Genomic DNA, 25,105 nt, shown 5'->3' with positions numbered 1-25,105 from the left:
TTCGTGTTTGGAGGTGATTGTATGAAATGGAAAAGAAGTGAACGACTCGTAGATATGACGCAATACATGATAGAGCATCCTCATAAGTTAATTCCTTTAACGTTCTTTGCATCTTTATATCAATCCGCAAAATCTTCTATAAGTGAAGATTTAACGATTATAAAAGAAACATTTGAGGAAAGAGGTAGAGGCTTACTTATAACCGTACCAGGAGCAGCTGGAGGTGTAAAGTTCATACCTACAATGACAAGAAACGACGTGAAGGAAATAACGATGAGCCTCATGGATCAGCTATCAAAAGCGGATCGTCTGTTACCTGGTGGTTATTTATATATGACGGATTTATTAGGTAACCCATCTCTTATGAATAAAGTAGGTAAAGTATTTGCATCCGCTTTTGCAGGTGAAAAAATAGATGCGATTATGACGGTTGCTACTAAAGGTATTTCGATCGCACACGCTATTGCAAGACATTTAAATGTACCGGTTGTTGTTGTTCGTAGAGATAGTAAAGTAACGGAGGGTCCGACGGTAAGTATTAATTACGTATCTGGGTCTGCAAGACGTATACAAACTATGGTTCTCTCTAAAAGAAGTATGGAAAAAGGTCAACGAGTATTAATCACAGACGATTTTATGAAAGTTGGCGGGACAATTAATGGGATGAAAAGCTTGCTTGAAGAGTTTAATTGTGAGCTTGCAGGTATAGCTGTCCTAGTGGAAGCAGATCATGAAGGCGAGCAATTAGTGGATGAATATTTATCACTTATAAAATTACATGAAGTAAATGAAAAAGATGGTACAATTGCTTTAGCAGAAGGAAACTATTTTGAGAAGGGTGGAAACTTTGATGAAAGCAGTATCAACAACTAATGCACCGGCAGCTATCGGACCATATGTACAGGGAATTCTTGTTAACGGAATGTTTTACAGTTCAGGGCAAATTCCATTAACTCCACAAGGCGAAGTTGTAGAAGGCTCTATTACAGAACAAACAGCACAAGTATTTGCTAATTTAAACGCGGTTCTTACAGAAGCCGGAACTTCATTATCAAAAGTAGTTAAGACACTAGTATTCCTAAAAGATATGAATGATTTTGCTGAATTTAACGAAGCATATGAAAAGCATTTTGCTGGGCATAAACCAGCTCGCTCAGCTGTAGAAGTAGCAAGACTCCCGAAAGATGTAAAAGTTGAAATAGAAGTAATAGCAGTAGTTTAAACAAAAGGGTATGCTTTCCGAGGAAGGCATACCCTTTTTTTAAAAGATTAAGAAAGTAAATAAACTTGGCTATTAGGGACCCAGTAATCGTGGTATTTTGTAAAACATACTATTTAACGTCACCAATTGAGGGGGAAATTAACCATAGATTCACCGTTTATAAAAGAGGGGAAGGATTTTATAAAATATCACTTCCCTTGCTTCTGCGAAAACTCGTCGTAGAAATTAATTTCGCTGCGCTCCGTCCAGGGTCTTGATTTACTTTAGCAATAGTTGGGCTAAATCTTCTTTTAGGTACTACTCACTTAATGGATTGTAGTGAAAGGTGGCGACTCCAGCGGGATGAGTGAGACAGATGAGTCATCACAACGAACGCGTAGCGGCGGTGATGGCTCATCGCTCACCCCGCGGAAAGCGTCCACCTGAAACGGAAATCCCCGGTATTATTTAATCCTATAAAATACTAGGAACACTGGTTTCGCAGGATTAGGTTATTAGCAAGAGGGTAGAAATAGTTTAAGTAAACGTAGTGATCATACCATCCTGTAATCGTTGTTGGATAGGACATGCTATTACTTTTTAAAATTTAGTGAAATTTTGTGCATCCAGATAAATTGTAGTTCCCTAACTCTAAGCAATTATAAATCGTCCCGTGCATACTAGTTGTTTGGAGCATAGGCGACGACTTTTGCGAGAATAGCAGATGTTTTCTGCACCGAAAGCGAAGCGGCAGGTGCATGATCGGAAGGCCACACAGCGGAAAGCAACAACATTCATACATACTCTTCTTGAAAGAACCGGGCGTATTTTTGCCCGGTTTTTCTTAAAATAAAGAGGTAAAAGATATAAAAAAACTATTATATTATAATATTGAAAAAAATTTCACAAGAAAGAAGGATACTGGTGAGTTTTGTAGAATAATTATAAAAGGATTTTTTCAACTAAGAAGAGGGGTGGTGTAAAAGTGGAAGTTACTGACGTGAGATTACGTAAGGTACTATCAGATGGTCGTATGAGGGCTATCGCTTCCATTACACTGGACAACGAGTTTGTTGTACACGATATACGAGTAATTGATGGAAATGCGGGGTTATTTGTTGCAATGCCGAGTAAAAGAACTCCAGAGGGTGAATTTAGAGATGTAGCTCATCCTATAAATTCTGGAACTCGCACTAAAATCCAAGAAGCGGTGTTATATGCTTATCATTTAAGTGGTGAACCAGAGGAGCAAATAGTAGAGGCTAGTTATTAGTAAATCAATATTTTAAAAGAATGAGGTAAAAATTGTATTTTATAATTTTTTTTTTATAAATTGCAAAGAAAAATTGAGTCTGAAAAAAGACATTCTCTTTTCGCGGACAAAAACATCAAGCCTCTTCCATAGCATAAGCTCCTCTACAAGATCTTGCTGGTATGTTCTTCCTCGGGAAATTCAAAAGGTTTCAGACTGTTAACAAACGCTCGCATTCTTCGTTGCTTGCACTTCATTGTAAGCTCATGAACTTTAGTTCTATTCGCTTCCGCCTCGTGCCAGCGCGCCTCGACTGACAAGCGTATTCAAGACAGTATGAAGAGATACCAATTAAAAATGACTTTGTCTACAACCTGAAACCATTTCATAAGAAATGGTTTTTTTTGTGCAAAAATTATCCATATTACTAGTTTTGTCATGTATTTGTCAAGAGATATTTCCTTGAAAAATCACTCTTTTTCCGCTATAGTCAAAAGAGGAAATTAGCCCACTGGAGGGAAACGGAAAATGACAAATACTTATGCGGTTGTGTTAGCTGCTGGTAAGGGAACTCGTATGAAGTCTAGTCTATATAAAGTATTACATCCTGTTTGTGGAAAGCCAATGGTAGAACATGTTGTATCAAACATGGAGAAGCTAGGCGTAGAAAAAATTATAACAATCGTTGGACATGGTGCGGAAACTGTTCAAAGTAAGTTAGGTAATAGAAGTGAATATGCCTTGCAAGCGGAGCAACTAGGAACAGCTCATGCCGTGTTACAAGCGGAGAATGCTCTTTTAAATCTTTCAGGAACAACCATTGTTGTATGTGGAGATACTCCTCTTATTACTGCAGAAACAATGAGTGATTTATTGAATCATCATAAAGAAACAGGTGCAAAGGCAACCATATTAACAGCAATTGCGAATGATCCAACAGGTTATGGGAGAGTTATTCGCGCGGAAGATGGAAATGTTAAAAGTATTGTAGAACAAAAAGATACATCTGCAGAAGAACAACTTGTAAATGAAATTAACTCAGGAACTTATTGTTTTGATAACGAAGCATTATTCAAATCGTTGAAATTAGTAAAAAATGAGAATGCCCAAGGTGAATATTATTTACCTGATGTAATTGAGATATTACAAAAAGGTGGAGAGGTAATTTCTGCCTATGCTGCAAAAGACTTCGACGAAATTTTGGGCATAAATGATCGAATTGCACTTTCTCAAGCAGAACAAATTATGAGATCTCGTATTGCACATCACCATATGCGTGAAGGCGTGACAATTATTGATCCTCAAAATACATACATTAGTAGCGACGCTATCATTGGGTCGGATACAGTTATCCAGCCCGGAGTAATCATTGAAGGAAAAACTATTATTGGGGAAAACTGCATCATTGGTCCAAACAGTCATATAGATTCTAGTGTAATTGGTACAGGAACGACTATCCACTCGTCTGTAATTCTATCAAGCGAGGTTGGCGATCAAACATCTATTGGCCCATTTGCACATATTCGTCCACAGACTGAGATTAGAAATAATGTGAAGATTGGTAACTTTGTCGAAGTGAAAAAATCCATAGTAGATAATGGGAGCAAAATCTCTCATTTAAGCTATATGGGTGATGCCTCTATTGGCTCCAATGTAAATATTGGATGTGGAACAATTACTGTCAACTATGATGGGAAAAATAAGTTTGTAACAAAGATTGAAGATAATGCTTTTGTTGGTTGTAACTCCAATTTAATAGCACCAGTTACAATTGGCAATAGCGCATACATTGCAGCAGGCTCTACGATAACAAAAAATGTTCCCGGAGAATCGCTCGCTATAGCTCGTGCTCGACAAGAAAATAAAGAAGGCTATGTAAACAAACTAAATTTAAAATAACCCAATTTTCAGGAGGATTACCATGCCAGAACAATATTCTAATTCAAAATTAAAAATATTTACTTTAAATTCTAATAAAAAATTAGCTGAAGAAATCGCAAAAGAAGTAGGAGTTCCACTAGGAAAAAGTACTGTAACTCGTTTTAGTGATGGAGAAGTTCAGATTAATATAGATGAAAGTATTCGTGGTTGTGATGTATTTATCGTCCAATCAACGTCTGGCCCTGTAAATGAGCACATTATGGAATTATTAATAATGTTAGATGCAGTTAAACGTGCTTCAGCTCGTACAGTTAGTGTAGTTTTACCTTACTATGGATATGCTCGTCAAGATAGAAAAGCACGTGCACGTGAACCAATTACAGCGAAACTTGTAGCAAACTTGTTAACAACTGCAGGTGCAACACGTGCAATCGTACTTGATTTACACGCACCTCAAATTCAAGGATTCTTTGATATTCCAATTGATCATTTAGTAGCTGTACCTATTTTATCTGATTATTTCTTAAGCAAAAACTTGAACCCATCAGAAGTAGTTATTGTATCTCCAGATCACGGTGGAGTGACACGTGCTCGTAAGATGGCAGATCGTCTTAAAACGCCTATTGCAATTATTGATAAACGTCGTCCACGTCCAAATGTTGCGGAAGTAATGAATATTGTTGGTAATGTGGAAGGAAAAACCGCTATATTAATTGACGATATTATTGATACTGCGGGTACTATTTCCATAGCAGCTCAAGCATTAATGGAAAGTGGTGCAAAAGAAGTTTATGCATGTTGTACTCATCCAGTATTATCTGGTCCTGCAATTGAACGAATTGATAACTCAGTGATAAAAGAATTGGTTATTACGAACTCAATTCAGTTATCTGAGGATAAAACTTCTCCAAAAATAAAAGAATTATCTGTAGCAAAACTTCTAGGTGATGCGATTGTACGAGTTTTCGAAGAGAAGTCGGTAAGCACATTATTTGATTAAGTTTTGTAACGTTTGAAACCTCCTCTAAATGGGTATTAATCTAGGTAGGAACCTATAGGAGGATGACAAACTATGAGTACACTAATCAATGCCCAAAAGCGTAAACATAATGAGAATGCAAGTTTGAGAAAAAATGGATTTATACCAGCAGTAGTTTATGGTTTCCAAGTGGAATCCCAATCCATTGCCGTAAATGAAAAAGATTTAGCCAAAACGCTTCGTGAAGTAGGTCGCAATGGTGTCATGAAATTAGAAGTTGACGGCAAAACAGTCAACGTAGTAATGAGTGATTATCAAATGAATATTTTAAAAGGTCAAATGATACATGCGGATTTTTTAGCGATTAACATGAAAGAAGAATTGGAAGTAAATGTATCAGTGACTTTAAAGGGTGATTCCGTTGGAGTTTCTGAAGGTGGAATTCTTCAACAGCCAAATCGTGAAGTAACAATTACAGTAAAACCATCTGAGATTCCGGAGAGCATTGAGGTGGATGTATCAAGGATGGGGATCGGTGATACATTAACAGTAGCAGAAATTCGAGGTATATCAGATTATACAATTGTAAATGACGATGATTATACATTGGCAACTGTTTCAGCACCTCGCGTGGAAGAGGAAGAAACTGAAACAACTGAAGTAGAAGAAACCGATACACCAACTGAAGATTCATAAAAGAAGAGAGATTGTCTAATGACAATCTCTTTTTTCTAATGAATATGATAAAATGAATGAAATACGTATTAAAGGAATGGAAATGAATGAAAATTATTGTTGGACTTGGGAATCCTGGTAAACAGTATGAAGCGACGAGACATAATATCGGATTTCATGTAATAGATGAACTCGCAAATCGACTTAACATACCCCTTACTCAATCTAAATTTAATGGTATGTATGGTATTTCCCATATTGGAACTGAAAAAGTAATGCTTCTAAAACCATTAACGTATATGAACCTTTCCGGCGAATGTATTGTGCCTATGATGGATTATTTTGATGTAGAGGATGACCAAATTGTTGTGGTCTATGATGATTTAGACTTACAAGTTGGTAGATTACGACTTCGTCAAAAAGGAAGCGCAGGAGGGCATAATGGGATTAAATCGCTCATTCAGCATTTAGGTACACAGGAGTTTAATCGACTTCGTATTGGGATTGATCGACCGACAAATGGAATGAAGGTTCCTGACTATGTTTTATCTAGGTTTACAGAAGAAGAGAAAGCTGATGTATTAGATGCTGTTAAAAAGAGTGCAGATGCATGTGAAGCATGGCTATCAAAAAGTTTCTTAGAAGTGATGAATATATACAATGGTGCATAAACTTTAAGGTACATACCTATACTTCCTAAAAAGGAGGTTTTATGCATGACCATTCGTTATAAATGCCGTCATTGTGAAACAGAAATAGGGCAATTGCCATTGGATTCGATAGATGAGCAATTTTTGCAGAAAAACAATATCACACCAGAAGAACAGGATTTATATATAATGCATGGAGTTGAAGGAGATTATACAGTCCAATGCATTTGTGAAGATTGTCAAAGTTCACTTCAAAAGTTTCCAAATTATTATGCGTTAAAAAAGTGGATACAGTAAAGTTGCTTTGGCACGTTTTCGTGCGCAAAGCCTTTTTCTATTTTGATACGATATCTAGCCATAGCAAGGCTAAGTAGGAGAAGTAAGCTATTGTTTTAAGAACGGGGGGTTGAAATGGAGCTTTTAAGCAATCTATTTATAGAAGATAAACATATGCAAAAACTAGTGAAAGAGTTGGAAGCTGGACAAGATCAACAGCTAATAACTGGTCTCTCTGGCAGTGCAAGAGCAGTATTTATTAAAATGTTATATAGTGCACGTAAAAAGGCTATTCTTATCGTTGCTCCTAATTTACTGCATGCTCAAAAACTAACGGAGGATTTAGTAAAGTTGGTTGGCGATGATTTGGTGCGTTTGTATCCTGCAGATGAGCTTATAGCTGCGGATATATCGATAGCAAGTCCTGAGCTTCGTGCACACCGTATCGAAACACTTGACCATATGCTAATGCGAAGAAACGGTGTTTACATTGTGCCTATTGCTGGTCTAAAAAAACATATGCCTTCTGTTAAAGACTGGCAAGAGAGTACTGTTTCTATTGCAGAAGGAGAAGAAGTAGTACTAGAAACACTTTTGCAAAGCTTGGTGAATATGGGGTATATTCGACAGCCTATGGTTACTGCTCCTGGGGAGTTTGCTTTAAGAGGTGGAATCGTTGATATATACCCACTCTATTTAGAGCATCCTATCCGTATTGAACTGTTTGATACGGAGATAGATTCTATTCGTTCATTTTCAGCTGAAGATCAACGTTCTTTAGAGAAATTAAAGGCCATTCGAATTTTACCAGCAACAGAATATGTTTTAACTGAAAATAAAAAGAAGCTACTTGCACATAAATTAGAAGAATCATTAGCAGAAAGTCTAAAAAAAGTAAAAACACCCGAAATAAAAGATCAATTTTATCAAAATATCCAACATGATATTGAGCTTTTAAAACAAGGTGAGCAACCAAAACAATTTATGAAGTACGTCTCGCTGTTAGAAGACAGTAATAGCTTTTTAGGCAACTATTTCAATCAAAAAGGGATGGTGTTATTTGACGAACTTGGTAGAATTCAAGAAGTTACCGAGACGTTAGAACGAGAGGAAAATGATTGGTTTTTAGAGTTGTTAGAGGAAGGGAAAACAGTTCATGATGTGAAACCGTCTTTTAACTTGAAAGAAATTATTCAAATGCTTCCTAACGAGAAACTTTACTTCTCTTTATTTTCTCGTACATTTTCAGGAATAACGATTAAAAAGAATATTACTTTTTCATGTAAGCCAATGCAAAATTTTCATGGGCAAATGCATTTATTAAAAAATGAGCTTGAGAGATTTACAAATGGTAAGTTTCGTGTTGTTATTCTTGCAGAGGGGAAAGACCGTGTACAAAAGATTCATACGGTTTTGGAAGATTATGAAATAGTTTCTAAGATTGGTGCTTCTGAAGAAGATTTGAAGAAACCAGGAATCTTTATTGTAGATGGGGATTTGGAAGCCGGGTTTGAATTACCTCTTCAACGAATTGCAGTCATTACAGATGCAGAATTGTTTAAACAAAAACATAAGAAAAAAGCGAGAGCTCAAAAAGTATCCAATGCGGAGCGTATTAAAAGCTATTCTGAAATAAAACCTGGCGATAATGTTGTACATATTAATCATGGGATTGGGAAATATATTGGAATTGAAACGCTTTTAGTGAATGGAATTCATAAAGACTATTTGCATATACGCTATCGTGGGGAGGATAAATTATTTGTTCCTGTGGATCAAATTGACCTTATTCAAAAGTATGTTGCTTCCGGCGAAAAAGATCCAAAGCTACATAAACTAGGTGGAGCAGATTGGAAAAAGACTAAAACTAAGGTGTCAGCAGCTGTACAGGATATAGCTGATGAGTTATTGAAACTTTATGCAAAACGGGAGTCTGAAGTTGGATACGCATACGAACCAGATGGAGAAATGCAGCGATCATTTGAAACAGCTTTCCCATATGAGGAAACAGAAGATCAGCTTCGTTCCATTCAAGAAGTAAAACAAGACATGGAAAAGCCGCGTCCAATGGATCGCCTTATTTGTGGAGATGTAGGATACGGAAAAACAGAGGTTGCTATAAGAGCTGCATTCAAAGCAGTAATGGAAGGGAAACAGGTAGCATTCCTTTGTCCGACAACTATCCTTGCTCAACAACATTACGAAACGATGCTAGAGCGTTTTCAAGACTTTCCAATTGAAGTTGGCTTGCTCAGTCGTTTCCGTTCCAAAAAACAGCAAACAGAGACTATTAGTGGGTTAAAAAAAGGAATGGTAGATGTAGTAGTAGGTACACATCGTATTTTATCAAAGGATGTTGTATACCATGATTTAGGGCTTTTAGTTGTCGATGAAGAGCAACGTTTTGGGGTAAAGCATAAGGAAAAAATAAAACAATTAAAAACAAACGTAGATGTCCTTACGCTAACTGCAACTCCGATTCCTCGCACATTGCATATGTCGATGATAGGTGTGAGAGATTTATCGGTTATTGAGACACCACCCAAAAATCGTTTTCCTGTTCAAACATATGTTATGGAATTTAATGGATCGCTTGTACGTGAGGCGATTGAAAGAGAATTAGCAAGAGGAGGACAGGCATTTTATCTATATAACCGAGTAGAAGACATTACTCGAAAAGTAGATGAGATTCAAATGTTGGTCCCTGGAGCAAGAGTAGGTTTTGCACATGGTCAGATGCCTGAATCCGAACTGGAATCGGTCATAATTAGCTTTTTAGAAGGCGAGTACGATGTCCTCGTGACAACAACTATTATTGAAACCGGTATTGATATACCAAATGTAAATACACTTATTATCCACGATGCAGATAAAATGGGATTATCTCAGCTTTATCAATTGCGCGGGCGTGTAGGACGATCAAATCGAGTTGCATATGCCTACTTAATGCATCAAAGAGATAAGATTTTAACAGATGTAGCAGAAAAAAGATTACAAGCAATAAAAGAATTTACTGAGCTTGGATCTGGATTTAAGATAGCGATGCGTGATCTATCAATTCGGGGAGCAGGAAATTTATTAGGGTCTCAGCAACATGGGTTCATAGATTCGGTTGGTTTTGATTTATATACACAAATGTTAGAAGACGCTATTGAAGAAAAACGGACCGGTATTAAAAAAGAAGAAATTCAAGATTTAGAAATTGTTTTATCAACGGATGCCTATATTTCAGACGAATATATACCAGATGGATATCAAAAAATTCAAATGTACAAACGTGTGAAAGCGATGGAGAAGGAAGAAGAATATTTAGACCTTGTAGATGAATTACAGGATCGTTTTGGAGATATTCCGCTTGAAGCAGAAAAACTGCTGCGAATTGCACGTATGAAGGTTTGGGGTAAAGAAGTAGGGGTAGAATCGATTAAAGAAGTAAACAAGATCGTATCTATTCGTTTTAGCGCGGAAGGCACTAAAAGTATAAATGGTGCAATGCTTGTTGAAAAATCAATGAAGTATGGACGTGCAGTGGGATTCAGTATGGATAATACGAATCTAGTCATTACAATAGATGAGCGAAAAACTGGGAAGTTTAATCCATTTGATATCTTGGAAGAAATGATGAGGCTATTGCCTGAAGCAAAAAAAGAAACGACTAAAGTGAATTAACACTTTGCATATTTTTTGGTAATGTGATGCATACTATGGCAGAAATGAAATTTAATACCCAATCAGTCGAAAGTGAGGCACATTACATGAAAGCAACAGGCATCGTACGACGCATTGATGATTTAGGTAGAGTAGTTATCCCAAAAGAAATACGCAGAACGCTTCGCATCCGTGAAGGAGACCCACTGGAAATTTTTACGGATAGAGAAGGAGAAGTCATATTAAAAAAATATTCACCTATTAGTGAACTTGGAGATTTTGCAAAGGAATATGCTGAAACCCTATACGAAACGTTAGGAACACCAGTTTTAATAAGTGATCGTGATGAAATGATTGCAGCGGCAGGATTATCTAAAAAGGACTATTTAAATAGAAGACTAAGTCCAGATGTAGAAGAAATTGTTGGAAAACGATCAATAGTTACGGAAAAACACGAAAACTCGGTAGAATGGGTGCCGGGAGTTTTTGAAACGGTAAAGTCATATTGTATTGCACCGATTATCTCATCAGGAGATCCAATTGGAGCAGTATTTATTATATCTAAAGTTCACTTTATTGGTGAAGCAGAAATGAAGGCAATCGAAACTGCTGCAAATTTTTTAGCAAAACAAATGGAAAGCTAATTTATTTAGAAATATACAAAGGTCTTTCTCTAACACGGGAAGGCCTTTTTTATTTAAGAAACTTTGTGGAACAGTTTTGTCTCTAGTTACTCAAATCCTCAGAAGTAGGACAGGATATTATCTTTCATTATCTAAACCCAAAGCACCTTCGCGATCCATTATTCTAACGGTAATATTGTAGCGAATGCGGTGAAGACAAGATGAACTTAAAGGGCGTTTGCGCTTTTCATGATGTATAATGAATGCATTGGACTGAATGGAAGAAGGATTATCGAATGAGTAATGAATGGAATATGAAAACTTATATGAAAGGTGCGGCAATGTTGACCGTATCGGCTATTATTGTAAAGCTGCTCAGCGCTATTTACCGTGTGCCTTTTCAAAACTTAGTTGGAGATGAAGGATTTTATATTTATCAACAGATTTATCCATTCATTGGAATAATTACGACATGGACCTCTTTTGGATTTGCTGTTGCTCTATCAAAAATTTTATCTGACTATAAATCGACCGGTAAAACGAATGCAATCCCAAAGATTATGCAAATAGCCTTTGTTTATATTGGAATAATCTCTATAATATTTTTTTTATTATTATTTTTTGGATCAGGATTTTTAGCAGAAGCAATGGGAGATAAGCAGCTAGCTAGGTTATTAAAAGCTGGTTCCTTTGTTATTTTGTTAATGCCAATGCTTGCTGTTTTAAAAGGGAAATTTCAATCAGACGGCCGTATGGGCCCTGTAGCATATGCTCAAGTAGTAGAACAAATTGTTCGTGTGACAGTCATTTTATTGGGTACATGGATTGTCGTTTCTAAAAGTTTAGATTTATATAAAGCGGGAAGCATGGCGATGTACGGTGCTGTTGTCGGGGAATTGGTTGGAGTTATCTTCCTTGTTATTATTTATTGGAAAGGTTTCGTACATAAAAGTGTAAAACAAAAACAACAATTAAAAACGTACAAGATTATAAAAGATTTGACGATAATTAGTATAAGTGCAAGTATAAGTGCGCTTTTATTTTTACTTTTTCAATTGGTTGATTCCTTTACGGTTTTTCAAATATTACTTGAAAATGGTATGGGAAAATTACAGGCGATGGAGAAAAAAGGGATTTATGATAGGGGGCAACCACTTGTTCAATTGGGAATTGTAATTGCTTCTACATTGTCCTTAGCCATCGTACCGCTAGTTGCACATCGAATGAATAAAGAAAAAGGTAGAACTGCTATCCCATTTATGCAACTTACATTTAGAGTAGCATTCACGTTTGGAATAGCTGCAGCACTGGGACTTATTGTTGTTCTTCCATATGTAAATGAAATGCTGTTTCAAACGAAAGAAGAATCGATTACTATAATGGTGTTTTGTATTCAGATTGTTTGGATGTCTTTAATTCTTACGTTAATGGCGATGCTTCAAGGAATTGGAAAAGTAAAAATCCCTACATTGTTTTTACTTATTGGCGTATGCAGTAAATGGCTATTTAATGGTATGCTTATATCAACTTATGGTGTATTAGGAGCGGCAATTTCCGGGAATATTAGTTTAGTCGTTGTGTTTTTATTAATGCTTTACTATTTTAAAAAGAATTGGAATATTTCATTTGCACCTTTTGTGTTCTATAAAGGCATTGCAATTGCTTCACTAATGATGATTGTTGGTGTAACGGTGTATGAATGGTTAGCGGATACGATTCTATTTGATAATTTTTCGAGTCGAATCCAGTCTGTATTTATTTCTTTCAGTGCAGTGATAATTGGAGCGTTTATTTTTCTAATAATTATTGCAAAAAGACGAGTTATCGGAGAGAAAGAGTGGTTTTTATTGCCGTTCGGAAAAAGAATGGCTATATTCCAACTATGGTTGAATAAAGAAAAATAAGGTTGTGAGGAAATGAATGAAATTACGATAATCGGTCTAGGTGCGAGTGATTTAGATCAGTTAACTCTAGGAATATATAAAAAACTTAAAGCTGCTGGACATCTTTATGTTCGTACGGAGCAGCATCCAGTTTTGCAAGAATTAAAAAAAGAAGGGCTTTCTTGGACAAGTTTTGATGCGATATATGAAAGAAATGATCAATTTGAATCGGTTTATGAGGAAATTGCCGAAACACTTCTTCAGCTAGCAAATGAATCTTCTATTATGTATGCAGTGCCTGGACATCCACTTGTAGCTGAACAAACTGTTCAATTATTAATTGAAGCAGAGAAAAAAGGGAAAGTGAAAATTCACATCGAAGGTGGGCAAAGCTTCTTGGACCCTATCTTTGCAGCACTTCGAATAGATCCCATTGATGGGTTTCAATTGCTAGATGGGACCAGTTTGAAACGCGATAATATTCAAATGAACTCGCATGTGCTAATTGGTCAGGTGTACGATGCATTTAGTGCTTCTGAAGTAAAATTGACGCTTATGGAGAAGTATTCAGATGAGTACGAAGTAACGATTGTTACTGCTGCTGGCTCTACAAAGGAGAAACTAACGAAAGTGCCATTATACAAGCTAGATCGTGTAATGGAACTAGATAATCTAACAACATTATATGTTCCACCAATACAGGAGCAAGAAAATCGATTGAAAGAATGGCAAACATTACGAAAAATTGTGGCTGATCTAAGGGGGCCTAATGGCTGTCCGTGGGATCAGGAACAAACACACTCATCACTAAAGAAATTTGCTATAGAAGAGATCTATGAGTTATTACAGGCTATTGATGAAGAAGATGATGATCACATTGTTGAAGAACTAGGAGACGTGCTATTACAAGTGTTTTTGCATGCGCAAATAGGCGAAGACAACGGATACTTTAGTTTAGAGGATGTTCTTCAGTCAGTTTCGGATAAAATGATACGGAGACATCCGCATGTTTTTGGAGATGTTATTGCTAACGATTCAGAAGAAGTGCTTCGTAACTGGCAAAAAATCAAAACAGACGAGAAAAAAGAGGTTGGAGGTTCGCTATTAGACGGAGAATGGCGATTCGATTCCTCCCTACTCACATCTTTTAATTATCAAAAGAAAGTGGCTAAAGTCGGTTTTGATTGGCCGAATGTGGCTGGTGCTTGGGAGAAATTTGATGAAGAACTAGAGGAATGGAAAAGAGAGTTGAAAGATGGCACGAAGGATATGCAAGTGGATGAGCTTGGAGATGTGTTATTTACAATTGTCAATTTAGCGCGTTTTTATGAGTTATCTCCTGAACAAGCTATGATACAAGCAAATGAAAAGTTTAAGAGAAGATTTCAATACATTGAGTCGAGTGTTAAAAAAGGAAAAGGGGACTTTTCGCATTATTCATTAGGTGAGCTTGATGAATTTTGGAATGAGGCAAAGAAATTAGAGAGGTAGGGGTAATATGAGATTAGATAAGTTTTTAAAAGTATCAAGGTTGATAAAACGAAGAACGCTTGCAAAAGAAGTGGCCGATCAAGGAAGAATAATGATTAACGGAAAAGTGGCAAAAGCTAGTTCTGATGTGAAGGCAGGAGATGAATTATCTATTCGTTTCGGACAAAAAGTGGTTACTGCTACTGTCGATGCTATTAAGGACTCTGCGAAAAAAGAAGATGCTGCATCTATGTTCACGATTATTAAAGAAGAAAGACTAGAAAAAATAGATCCAGCATTTATTGATGATGAAGATTGAGAAGAGAAGTAAAAAGAAATTAAAATTTCCAATATTTTAAGAAAAAGCATGGCAACTGTCATGCTTTTTTTTTATGAGCATACAATAAAAAGATAGGACAAGGAGAGGAGAGAGTATATGCAATTTCAAGCAGAAAACCAAACAATTACTATTCCATCGGGGGATCATTTGATTTCACTAAGAAATCGAAAAAGAATGGATTTAACATCAGTAAAATCCATTGAACGATTTGACCAACAAGAATTTTACGTTAGAACATCACAGGGAATCCTTCACATTAAAGGAGAAGAATTAAAGATTGTGCACTTAGATGTAGATAAAGGACTCCTGACATTAGAAGGAATCGTTCGACTTATGCAATACGATGATGAGCAGCAGGTAGACGGAGCAAGAGGATTACTTCATAAACTATTCGGATGACACTTTCTCTCCAATTTGTTAGCTTATTATTGATGATGGTGAGTGGAATTTTAATTGGAGCAATTATCGAAGGAACGCGCTTTGTTACAGAAAGCTTTTCAAAGCGTTCCTTTGTTTTCAAATATCGGATAGGTATAGAAATTATTATTTGGACTTCACTTGGATTAGGAACTTTTTTGTTAATATATGAAGTAAGAGATGGAATTTGGAGAGTTTATGATCCATTGGCGCAATTGTTAGGAATACTTTTATACGAAAAGATATTTCAACCCGCATTTCGATTGGCTGGAAGAATCTTTTTGCGTTTAATAGTTAAACCAATTTGGTTTATAGTACATGCTTTATTTGTAGTTTTTGGAAAACTAATTAGTTTTATAATCCTAATAATATTTGCTATTACTAAACCGTTTCGAGTTATATATAAAAAAACAATGCATTTGGCCCTTCAGAAAAAACCAAACTTCCGTTATAATAAAAAGTACACGAAAAATTGAAACAGTTTGACGGGAGAGGCGAAATGGGAGAAAATCAAAAAAAAGTATCTTTTGAGAAACCACTTGCATCAATTAATACTGATTACGTTCGCTCTATCGAACGTCAAGAAAATCGTAATAAAGCTAAAAAAGTTCGTTTATTTAGACGCTTATCTATATTTGGTATTATGTCAGTTGTAATTATTGGAATTTTAATTTCTACATTGCTAAGTAGTAATAATGCTTTAGCAGAAAAAAGAAAGAAAAAAGAACAAGTAACAGAAGAACTTGCCAAAGTACAAGAAGAACAAGAACTATTAAAACTTCAAATTTCCAAATTAAATGATGATGAGTACATTGGCAAACTATTGAGAAGAGATTACTTTCTTTCAGAAGAAGGGGAAATTATTTTTACTTTGCCTGAAAGCAAGGAAAAATAATATAAAATAGCGCTTCAAAAGAGTAGTCTTATTGACACTCTTTTTTTGTTGGATATAATAAAGGTAAGGTCTGTATGAAAAAACATACAAACACGTTAAAGAGTCGCTTAAATTTTAAGGAGGAGCATTTTTTTTATGTCAATTGAAGTAGGCAGCAAGGTACAAGGTAAAGTAACAGGAATCACAAACTTCGGAGCGTTCGTCGAGCTGCCAGGAGGCTCAACAGGTCTAGTTCACATTAGCGAAGTTGCGGATAATTATGTGAAAGATATTAATGAGCATTTGAAGGTTGGAGATGTTGTTGAAGTTAAGGTGATGAATGTTGAAGCGGATGGCAAAATCGGATTATCTATTCGTAAAGCAAAGCCTCAAGCGGAAAGACCAGAGAGACCAGAACGTCCTCAGCGTCCACGTAACAACAATCGCCCAAATGATCGTGATCGTCCAAACAAAGAGAATTTTGAGCAGAAAATGGCACGATTCTTAAAGGACAGTGAAGATCGTTTGTCTACGTTAAAGCGCGCAACAGAATCTAAGCGTGGTGGCAGAGGCGCTAAAAGAGGGTAATTTGCTGTTTGTTTTATCGGTAGAAAAAATGTTTAATAGATGAAATTATTAAAGTCCAACTTAGGTTGGGCTTTTTTTAATGAATAAAAAAGTATATAAATTTTTTATGCCGTGAACAGGTTGGTTTCCACTGCAGTCAACGAGTTGTTGCTTTCCGTTCCGGCGCTCGCTTTCCGCGAGCATGCCTTGAGCCCCCTAGTTCGCTTCGCTACCTGCGGGGTCTCAAGGCTCTTGTACCTGCCGCTTCGCTTTCGGTGCAGAAAACATGTGCTATTCCCGCAGGAGTAGAGCACCTGCACTCCTAGCAACAATGAATACTAAACAAAGGAACTTATCAATTATCACCTTTAAAATTAATTACTTTATTAGGATTTTCTCTTTCTAATTTGCATGCCAAATAGATCTAAAAGCAATTACATGTTCCATCGTTCATCCACCTTCTTAGGTTGTTTCATAAAAGCCTTCACAGTGCCCTATCGATCCCACTTTCTTATACACGATCTCGAGGATTCAACATACTAAACTGATTCAAATAAGGGGGTGAAGTGAATCGGTTTCCTTCTACGGATTCTAAGATCCCCACGTCCGCTCGACTTCACTTCTACTAATGTTAGTATGTTTCCAGGGGGCAAGCATCAAGCAGCTTCTCTTGCTCCTGCGCAAGCTCGTCGCAGAAAAGACTGTGCTCCTGCGCAAGCTCGTCGCAGAAAAGACTGTGCTCCTGCGCAAGCTCGTCGCAGAAAAGATTTTGCTCCTGCGCAAAGCTCGTCGCAAAAATTAATTTCGTTACGCTCAGTCCAGGGCCTTGATTTGCTTGCTAATCCCCTAGGAGTCGCCGCCTTCCGCTTCAATCAACAGTGCAAATAAGAAAGACACTATGTTTCAACGAAATAATGAACATGTGCTTTCATTTGTTTATCAATAGGAAAAGTGGGTATAGAGAAAAATATATAGTATCGATTAATAAAGTAGGGAAATCGCGGACGAAATTGTATCTTCGTCCGCTTTTAACAGAATATGAAAGCATCTTATCTTTCATTATCCATTACTCTAACGGTAATGATGTACCCAATGTTTCTTCCAAAGCACTCTGGAAACGATGAGGACAGGATGCACTTAAAGGACACTTGCGTCTTTCTTATTGTCAAAAAATGATGGAATAATTGATGATAGGTGAATAGAATAGGGAAAATGCATGAAGAGTAAATTTAAATAAGTTAATCAAAATACTTTGACGTTTGCTTTCTTTTAATATATTATAAAACCTAGTAATTCTATATGAATAAGGGGGATGAAAATGAAAAAGTTATATATTTTATTGCTTGCTATAGCTACATCGATTTTTATGCTTGCTGCATGCGGAAATTCAGATGAAAAAACATCCGATAAAAATAATACAAGCGAAAACAAAGCTAGTGACGATTTATTGGCAAATATTAAAGGGAACGGTGAGTTATTAATCGGTACAGAAGGAACATATCCACCGTTTTCGTTCCATGATGACTCAGGGAAGCTAACAGGTTTTGACGTAGAATTAGCAGAAGAAGTGGCTTCACGTTTAGGAGTAAAAGCAAAGTTTATGGAAACACAGTGGGATGCTATTTTTGGCGGTCTTGACTCCAAGCGTTTCGATGTAATAGCAAACCAAGTAGGGATTCGTGAAGATCGCTTAGAAAAATATGATTTTTCTAAGCCGTATATTTCTTCTGCAGCGGTGTTAGTAACGAACACGGATAACAGCGATGTGAAAAGTTTTGAAGATATAAAAGGTCTACGGTCTGCACAATCACTAACAAGTAACTATGCTGATTTAGCAAAATCCTATGGAGCAACGTTAGTAGGTGTCGAGGGCTTTAACCAAGCAATAGAGCTGATTAACTCAAAACGTGTCGATGTTACAATTAACGATAAGTTATCCGTTTTAGATTTTAAGAAAAATAAGCCAGATGCAGCAGTTAAAATTGTTGCCGAAGCAGATGATGCTTCTCAAAGTGGTTTTATGTTCCGCAAAGGAAACGAAACTTTAGTAGATGCGGTAAATAAAGCGTTAAACGAAATAATTGAAGATGGAACGTATGAAAAAATTTCTGTTAAGTGGTTTGGCGAAAATGTTTTGGAATAGTTTCGATATAGACCCAGACAAATTAGAACGTTATATAACGATAGCTAGATCCTCCCTTCAGCCTTTGCTGGAGGGAGCTGTTGTCTATACGTTGCCATTATCGCTTATTACTTTTTTTCTTGGTTTAATAATAGCCGTATTGACAGCCTTATCCCGAATTTCAAATGCAAAACCTCTTCAATGGTTAGCTAGAGCTTATGTTTCTTCTATTCGTGGCACCCCTTTACTCGTTCAATTGTTTATTTTGTTTTATGGTTTGCCATCCATTGGGATTGTAATTGACCCGTTTCCCGCTGCTGTTTTAGGGTTTTCATTAAATGTAGGTGCTTATGCTTCTGAAGTGATTCGTGCTGCTATATTGTCGATACCAAAAGGTCAATGGGAAGCTGCTCAAATGATGGGTATGAATTATGTGCAGTCATTGCGACGGGTTATTTTACCGCAAGCAACGCGAGTCTCAATTCCTCCATTATCTAACACTTTTATTAGTTTGATAAAAGACACTTCGCTTGCTTCCCTGATTTTAGTAACTGAAATGTTCAGACGTGCGCAAGAAATTGCAGCAACAAACTATGAGTTCCTCTTGCTATATTCCGAAGTTGCAATTCTTTATTGGATCATCTGTTTCTTCCTCTCTATTGTTCAAGGAAAATTAGAAGATCGATTTGATCGGTATGTATCGAAATGATGTAGTAGGGGAAGGGGGATTAACGATGATTAACATTAAAGGATTAGTTAAACGTTTTAATGATTTAGAAGTATTAAAAGGAATTGATTTGTCCATTGAGAAAGGACAGGTAATTGTTGTTATCGGACCATCTGGTTCTGGAAAGACAACGTTGTTACGCTGTTTGAATGTGTTAGAGGTTCCCTCTGAAGGAAATATTACAATTGGCGATCAAACGCTAGACTTTTCAAGACGAATGGTGAAAAAAGAAGTGGAAAGCTTTCGAAGAAAATCCGCAATGGTCTTTCAGCATTACAATCTTTTTCCACATATGACAGCGTTGCAGAATGTAATGGAAGGTCCAGTTACAGTTAAAAAGGAAGATAAGGAAAAAGCAAGAGAGAAGGCAGCTATCCTTTTACAAAAGGTAGGACTTGCAGACAAACTCGATTATTTTCCACACCAATTATCAGGTGGACAGCAACAACGTGTGGGTATAGCACGAGCACTTGCACTTGAGCCAGAAATAATGTTGTTTGATGAACCAACTTCTGCTTTAGATCCAGAACTTGTTGGGGAAGTTCTTCAAGTAATGAAAGACTTAGCTAGTGAAGGAATTACGATGGTTGTAGTGACACATGAAATGCGTTTTGCTAATGACGTAGCCAATGAAGTGCTCTTTATGGATCAAGGGAAAATTATAGAACGCAGCTCTCCAAGTGATATGTTCATGCACCCAAAAGAAGAACGTACTCGTCAGTTTTTAAATTTAATAAAATAAGACGCAGGTACTTTAACAAAAGAATAGCATTAAAACTGCTCTATTTCCGGAGGCAACTGATAAAGTGTATAAGTCTAAAAAAGTTCTAATATCATTCGCTCCTGCGCAAGCCCGTTACCTATACGCTAGTGGTGTGCTTCTGCTAACGCTATTCCCTCTGGTGCGTAGCTTCTATCAATGATTTTCTTAAAATTAAAAACTAAAGCAGAGTGTGGAAATTGTTGAAATTTCCCCCTCTACTTTTTTTGTTTTTTGACAACTTATTTAACAATAGATTGGCGAAAATAATTTGAATAAGGAGGTAAATTGAATTTACATCTCGAATTAAAAATATGTAAAGAAAATGCGGGAGTGATTCATTTGAATAAAGAAAAGATACTTGAGCACCAACGGAATTACTTAGAGTGGATAGATACCTTGCAGGAGCTTTCGGAAGAACAAGCAACATCTCCATATGCAGAAGGTAAGTGGTCGCCAAATGAAATAGTAATGCATTTAGCTGAATGGGATCGTTTTACATTAGAAGAACGTCTACCGCGAATGAACGAAGGGGAAAAGCTTGAATCGTTTCCCGATTTCGAAGGTTTTAATGCTAAGGCAGCAGCACTATCTCATGAGCAATCATTTAAAGAAACCCTTGATTATGCAAAAAAACAGCGTCAAGCTATTTTAGAGCAGCTTCGTCAAATTGATGAAGTTGAATGGGACAAAGCTTTCTTTATTGGCGAGCATAAATTAACTATTCGTAGTTATTTTGCTGATTTTATTCATCATGATAATCATCATAAAAAGCAGATAATGCATAAATAAAAATTGGGCATCAAGGGTTTGGTATATTTAAAATTCTAGATGCCTATTTAATTTGTTATATTAAAAATTAGAAATTATAGGTTTTAGAGATACTATTGATAATAGCTTTAAATAATACCGCGGATTTCCGTTTCAGGTGGACGCGTTCCGCGGGGGCGCCGCTACGCGTTCGTTGTGATGGCTCATCTGTCTCACAGAGGAACAAAGGCTAAGAGTGCCACATCGTGTGGCAACGCCTTCGTGAACAACATCCTGTTGGCCTCCGGCTGGAGTCGCCACCTTTCACTACAATCCATTAAGTGAGTAATACCTAAAAGAGGATTTAGCCCAGCTATCGCTAAGAGGATAGAAATAGTTTAATTAAACTTAGTGATCATGCGATCCTGTAATCGTTAATGATTAAGAGATTATTTTCCTATTGAAAATCCATCGAATAAGCGACCGCCATATGGCTCTAGTACAGCATCTGCTATATTAATTACTTTATTTTTGTCGCCGCTTTTATAATAAAGATCGAAAGCTTCGACAAATTGTTCTGAAAACTGCTCATTATAGTTTTTTAATGCACGTACAATCCATTTAGATGTACCAATCCATTTGCGATTAGTTCGTAAAACAAATTCACTTACTAGCTCAGCTAGTGTATTAGCGATGAAGATTTCTTCCACTCTATTTTTACTTCCAATAAAGTCATCTAAAGCATCTGTGATAAAGTATCGTTTTATATTTATCGTGTCGGTAGACCATACTTCCGGACCGTTAACTATTAGTTGTGTGGCTTCTTTTTGGATTGAATCTAAGATACCCTCGTCTTTTAATATTATCCCTTCGGCTACCATTTTAGGTAGCGATGGTCTAGCTCTTTTGCTATCGCTTTCAAAGAAACTTTTGTATGACGTTAAATTATGTACAAAAACTTCTATCGGCCAACCATCTTTTATTAATGATTCTCTGTAGCAGGAAGGAAGATCTTGGATAAAAACTACAATATCTAAATCAGAAGTTTCTGTCGCTTCTCCTCGGACTATGCTCCCTGCTAAAAGTGCACCTTGGCAATTAGGAAAATTTTGAGAAATAAATTGGGTGGCAGCTTCAATAGGCTTTAGTCTATTTGAATTCATTTATAGTTCTCCTTGAATTTTTTATGTAAAAAAAGCAGGTTCAAAAGACTTCACTTTTGAACCTGCTTTTCAATTGATGACCCCTACGGGATTCGAACCCGTGTTACCGCCGTGAAAGGGCGGTGTCTTAACCGCTTGACCAAGGGGCCTTTAAAAATAAATGGCGGCAGAGGGAGTCGAACCCACGACCTTTCGGGTATGAACCGAATGCTCTAGCCAGCTGAGCTACGCCGCCGTTTTTAACGAACAAATTACATATTACAAGCGATTGGTCAAAGTGTCAATACTTCTTGGAATAATTTTTTAAAAATTTTTTATTAATTGGCTAAAAGAGTCGAAAACTTTTTAAATGCAAATGCCAGAAATAGACATACTTTTTGTTCTAATTGTATGTATACTTCCATCAATAGCTGAATAGGAGGTATGTTACTTTTGAAAACGTTATATGGGCAAGGTCAAAAAAGAGGATTTACGTGGAGAAAGGTTTGGGAAGGTATACAAGTACGAAAAGTATCCATTTCATTTAACGTTATTTTTTTTATTCTTGCTTTTTTCTTAGCACAAGTCGTACTATTTGAAGCTTCCGTTCCATTTTTCCTACCAATATGGGCATTGGTAAACTTACGATTTCAACGTTTTTTACCTTGGGCAATTGCAGGGGCTTTACTAGGGAGTATTACTCTAGGACTAGGACAAGTGTTAATTCATGCCATGCAAGCAATGATTTTTCCGCTCCATTTAAAAAGGACGATAAAGAAAATACCTTTACCTCTGTTTGTGCTTATAGATGTTGTTTGTGTTCAAGCTATATGGCAGTATGTTTCGTACTCGGGAAGTATTCCAGGTTCCGTTTGGCTCGCAATAGGATATGAAGGTGTTTTGAGTTTGTTTATGACCATATTTTTGTTTCAGTTATTTCTACCACTACCAGACTTTCTTCATAGAAGGTGGACTGCAGAAAGAATGGGTGCCGCTTTATTAATAGGAGCATTGGTTTTAACCGGAATGTCTTCCTTTATTTTTGGATATGTTTCTATTCCCTTATTACTTGCTCATTTAGTAATTGCTATAGCCGCTGCAGTTGGTGGTGTTCAACTTGGGACCGTGGTAGCGGTGCTAGCAGGAACGATATTAAGTATTTCGAAGCTCAGCTTTAGTGGAATGATCGCTGTATACGCAATTACTGGATTTTTAGCTGGTTTGCATAAACCTTTTGGAAGGTTATGGCAGGCGTTCAGTATGCTTGGGGCAACGTTTTTCTTTATTTTATATGATCGTACATTACCTTTAGATACTGTTTATATTGGATCCCTTGTAACTGCTTCGTTATTGTTTTTTACCATTCCTTCAAAATGGATAAAATATTTAAAGGATCAACTTTTCCCGGATTCATCAAATATCCTCATACGAAGGCAAAAGTGGATGACAGAAAAAGTAAACAATCAATTGAAAGAATTTCAGCATTTCGCTGATTTTATTACACGTTTTATATCCGATCGATTTGACTCTAAAGAATCGGTTCGTAAAGAAAGGAACATGTCTTTTTCAACATGCCAGTCCTGTTTTCAGTATGAAAAATGCTGGGGAGAGAAATCCAATGGCATCCCATTATTAATGGAACAATGGGAGGACGAAACTAAAAAAAGTAGGATACAATTAGAAAAGAAAATTCAATATAAATGCGTTAAGCCAGGGCAAATTATTCAAGAGCTAACAGAAAGGGAAGCAAAGAAACGGTTAAATAACCAGCTACAGCATGGAAAGAAAATGTATGCATTAAAGCTTCGTGATATGGGCAACCATATGAGTGAACTTATGAATAATTTAGATAATAGTATGACTTTATATACATCTCATGAGGAAGAGGTGAAGCAGAAATTTCAGCAATGTAATATTCCTTTTTTTCAAATAGATGTTTTAAATATTGCGGTGGGGCAGATGGAAGTAGTCTGTTGTTTGCCTGTAGAATCCAAAGCAAAAATGGTTGGAGAAAGATTAATACTTCCTATTTTTTACGACTTATGGAAAGAACCATTTGAAATAACCTCTATGAAGGAAATCCATCATCCATATGAACATATTCAAATGACGTGTAAATCATCTGTTCGCTTTGAAGTAAGGCATGACATTTATACTTCATCTAGTAGAAACACGATATATTCGGGGGATGCACATGCTGTTTTTTCCTTGCATCCAGGATTACTAGCTGTTATTTTATCTGACGGAATGGGGAATGATATTGAAGCGCATCGAGAAAGTAGAAGAGTAATGCATTTTATGCGGGAATGTTTAAATAAAAAAATGGATCCTGAAACCACTATGCATACACTGCACTATATGATGAGTTTGCAAGATGATACCGATAGTTATGCGACAGTAGATTTAGCATTGATTGATTTACAAAAAGGAGAGCTTTGGTCATGGAAAGCAGGGAGTATGTCGACGTATTTAATTAGAGGAAATGAGATGCGCAAAATCGAAAGTAAGCATGTGCCATTTGGTTTTCTACCTACTTTTACAATAGAGGCAAGGAAAGTCGATATTAAGGATGGAGATATTCTATTAATGCTTTCAGATGGTGTTTTCTCATCTAATACTTCCATTGAAAAACAGGAGATGTATTACCAAAAAATATTACAAGATCCTACAATGAATGCAGAGAGGTTCGTAAAGAAGTTGGAGGAGACTTATTCATTGCCTGGAGACGATCGAACCGTTATTTTCATGCAAGTGAGACATGTTGTTCCGGAATGGTCCATTTTTTCACCACGCGAAACAACCAAATTTCAAGAAAAAATGGTACACTAATAAGAAATGCGGAGGCGCTGACAAGCAGTGCCTACTTCG

General features: G+C 36.6%; 23 protein-coding genes and 2 tRNA genes. 22 read left to right on the top strand and 3 right to left on the bottom strand.

The window, feature by feature from the left end; genetic code table 11:
• Nucleotides 1-21: 21 nt before the first annotated feature.
• The 21 genes from purR (at nt 22) to ACFVR1_RS18230 (ending at nt 21,137) form a co-directional block, all read left to right on the top strand.
• Nucleotides 22-873 carry a pur operon repressor gene (gene purR, locus ACFVR1_RS18330; RefSeq protein ID WP_387586092.1) on the top strand — a complete coding sequence of 284 codons (852 nt, stop codon included), beginning with the start codon at nt 22-24 and terminating at the stop codon, nt 871-873.
• The gene (locus ACFVR1_RS18325) at nt 851-1,222 is read left to right on the top strand and encodes a RidA family protein (RefSeq protein ID WP_387586090.1); all 372 of its coding nucleotides are present in this window, start codon (nt 851-853) and stop codon (nt 1,220-1,222) included. The genes purR and ACFVR1_RS18325 overlap by 23 nt, the downstream gene beginning before the upstream one ends.
• A gap of 964 nt (nt 1,223-2,186) precedes the next feature.
• On the top strand, nt 2,187-2,474 hold the full coding sequence (gene spoVG / locus ACFVR1_RS18320; RefSeq protein WP_387586088.1) for a septation regulator SpoVG: 288 nt from the start codon (nt 2,187-2,189) through the stop codon (nt 2,472-2,474).
• A 507-nt stretch (nt 2,475-2,981) separates the two neighbouring features.
• On the top strand, nt 2,982-4,352 hold the full coding sequence (gene glmU / locus ACFVR1_RS18315; RefSeq protein ID WP_387586086.1) for a bifunctional UDP-N-acetylglucosamine diphosphorylase/glucosamine-1-phosphate N-acetyltransferase GlmU: 1,371 nt from the start codon (nt 2,982-2,984) through the stop codon (nt 4,350-4,352).
• A 22-nt stretch (nt 4,353-4,374) separates the two neighbouring features.
• Nucleotides 4,375-5,334 (top strand): ribose-phosphate diphosphokinase, encoded by a 960-nt coding sequence (locus ACFVR1_RS18310; protein ID WP_387586084.1) that lies wholly within the window; start codon nt 4,375-4,377, stop codon nt 5,332-5,334.
• 72 nt (nt 5,335-5,406) lie between these two features.
• The gene (locus ACFVR1_RS18305) at nt 5,407-6,009 is read left to right on the top strand and encodes a 50S ribosomal protein L25/general stress protein Ctc (RefSeq protein WP_387586082.1); all 603 of its coding nucleotides are present in this window, start codon (nt 5,407-5,409) and stop codon (nt 6,007-6,009) included.
• A gap of 86 nt (nt 6,010-6,095) precedes the next feature.
• Nucleotides 6,096-6,659 (top strand): aminoacyl-tRNA hydrolase, encoded by a 564-nt coding sequence (gene pth / locus ACFVR1_RS18300; RefSeq protein WP_387586080.1) that lies wholly within the window; start codon nt 6,096-6,098, stop codon nt 6,657-6,659.
• A gap of 45 nt (nt 6,660-6,704) precedes the next feature.
• Complete coding sequence (locus ACFVR1_RS18295) at nt 6,705-6,935, top strand: anti-sigma-F factor Fin (protein ID WP_387586078.1); 231 nt, start codon at nt 6,705-6,707, stop codon at nt 6,933-6,935.
• A 114-nt stretch (nt 6,936-7,049) separates the two neighbouring features.
• The gene (gene mfd, locus ACFVR1_RS18290) at nt 7,050-10,583 is read left to right on the top strand and encodes a transcription-repair coupling factor (protein WP_387586077.1); all 3,534 of its coding nucleotides are present in this window, start codon (nt 7,050-7,052) and stop codon (nt 10,581-10,583) included.
• 86 nt (nt 10,584-10,669) lie between these two features.
• On the top strand, nt 10,670-11,206 hold the full coding sequence (spoVT, locus tag ACFVR1_RS18285) for a stage V sporulation protein T (protein WP_387586122.1): 537 nt from the start codon (nt 10,670-10,672) through the stop codon (nt 11,204-11,206).
• A 275-nt stretch (nt 11,207-11,481) separates the two neighbouring features.
• Nucleotides 11,482-13,089: a putative polysaccharide biosynthesis protein gene (locus tag ACFVR1_RS18280; protein ID WP_387586076.1), complete on the top strand. Its 1,608-nt coding sequence runs from the start codon at nt 11,482-11,484 to the stop codon at nt 13,087-13,089.
• A 12-nt stretch (nt 13,090-13,101) separates the two neighbouring features.
• Complete coding sequence (yabN, locus tag ACFVR1_RS18275; protein WP_387586075.1) at nt 13,102-14,559, top strand: bifunctional methyltransferase/pyrophosphohydrolase YabN; 1,458 nt, start codon at nt 13,102-13,104, stop codon at nt 14,557-14,559.
• Nucleotides 14,560-14,566: 7 nt separating this feature from the next.
• Nucleotides 14,567-14,857 carry an RNA-binding S4 domain-containing protein gene (locus ACFVR1_RS18270; RefSeq protein ID WP_387586074.1) on the top strand — a complete coding sequence of 97 codons (291 nt, stop codon included), beginning with the start codon at nt 14,567-14,569 and terminating at the stop codon, nt 14,855-14,857.
• Between the two features lie 117 nt (nt 14,858-14,974).
• A complete protein-coding gene (gene yabP / locus ACFVR1_RS18265; protein ID WP_387586073.1) occupies nt 14,975-15,277 on the top strand; it encodes a sporulation protein YabP in 303 nt (100 codons plus the stop codon).
• Entirely contained in the window at nt 15,274-15,771 is a 498-nt protein-coding gene (gene yabQ, locus ACFVR1_RS18260) for a spore cortex biosynthesis protein YabQ (protein ID WP_387586071.1), read from the top strand. Before yabP ends, yabQ begins: the two co-directional genes overlap by 4 nt.
• A gap of 23 nt (nt 15,772-15,794) precedes the next feature.
• The gene (locus ACFVR1_RS18255; RefSeq protein ID WP_387586069.1) at nt 15,795-16,190 is read left to right on the top strand and encodes an FtsB family cell division protein; all 396 of its coding nucleotides are present in this window, start codon (nt 15,795-15,797) and stop codon (nt 16,188-16,190) included.
• Nucleotides 16,191-16,325: 135 nt separating this feature from the next.
• Nucleotides 16,326-16,757, top strand: coding sequence for a S1 domain-containing RNA-binding protein (locus tag ACFVR1_RS18250; RefSeq protein ID WP_053591080.1), 432 nt, complete (start codon nt 16,326-16,328; stop codon nt 16,755-16,757).
• 1,297 nt (nt 16,758-18,054) lie between these two features.
• On the top strand, nt 18,055-18,879 hold the full coding sequence (locus ACFVR1_RS18245) for an amino acid ABC transporter substrate-binding protein (protein WP_387586067.1): 825 nt from the start codon (nt 18,055-18,057) through the stop codon (nt 18,877-18,879).
• Complete coding sequence (locus ACFVR1_RS18240; RefSeq protein WP_387586065.1) at nt 18,833-19,567, top strand: amino acid ABC transporter permease; 735 nt, start codon at nt 18,833-18,835, stop codon at nt 19,565-19,567. Before ACFVR1_RS18245 ends, ACFVR1_RS18240 begins: the two co-directional genes overlap by 47 nt.
• A gap of 25 nt (nt 19,568-19,592) precedes the next feature.
• Nucleotides 19,593-20,327 carry an amino acid ABC transporter ATP-binding protein gene (locus ACFVR1_RS18235; protein WP_387586064.1) on the top strand — a complete coding sequence of 245 codons (735 nt, stop codon included), beginning with the start codon at nt 19,593-19,595 and terminating at the stop codon, nt 20,325-20,327.
• 360 nt (nt 20,328-20,687) lie between these two features.
• A complete protein-coding gene (locus ACFVR1_RS18230; protein WP_387586063.1) occupies nt 20,688-21,137 on the top strand; it encodes a DinB family protein in 450 nt (149 codons plus the stop codon).
• A 407-nt stretch (nt 21,138-21,544) separates the two neighbouring features.
• Here the strand turns inward: ACFVR1_RS18230 and ACFVR1_RS18225 are convergent, their stop codons facing one another.
• The 3 genes from ACFVR1_RS18225 to ACFVR1_RS18215 all read right to left on the bottom strand — a co-directional run bounded on the left by ACFVR1_RS18225 (nt 21,545) and on the right by ACFVR1_RS18215 (nt 22,493).
• Nucleotides 21,545-22,258 (bottom strand): nucleotidyltransferase domain-containing protein, encoded by a 714-nt coding sequence (locus ACFVR1_RS18225; RefSeq protein ID WP_387586061.1) that lies wholly within the window; start codon nt 22,256-22,258, stop codon nt 21,545-21,547.
• 77 nt (nt 22,259-22,335) lie between these two features.
• A tRNA-Glu gene (locus tag ACFVR1_RS18220) sits at nt 22,336-22,407 on the bottom strand.
• Nucleotides 22,408-22,419: 12 nt separating this feature from the next.
• A tRNA-Met gene (locus tag ACFVR1_RS18215) sits at nt 22,420-22,493 on the bottom strand.
• 197 nt (nt 22,494-22,690) lie between these two features.
• Here ACFVR1_RS18215 and ACFVR1_RS18210 point away from each other — a divergent pair.
• Nucleotides 22,691-25,066 (top strand): SpoIIE family protein phosphatase, encoded by a 2,376-nt coding sequence (locus ACFVR1_RS18210; RefSeq protein WP_387586060.1) that lies wholly within the window; start codon nt 22,691-22,693, stop codon nt 25,064-25,066.
• The last annotated feature ends 39 nt before the right edge of the window (nt 25,067-25,105 follow it).

The sequence above is a fragment of the Psychrobacillus sp. NPDC058041 genome, assembly GCF_042885655.1.
Lineage (GTDB): Bacteria > Bacillota > Bacilli > Bacillales_A > Planococcaceae > Psychrobacillus.
Note: the sequence above shows the minus strand (reverse complement) of the source record. Positions and strands in the feature narration are given on the sequence as shown.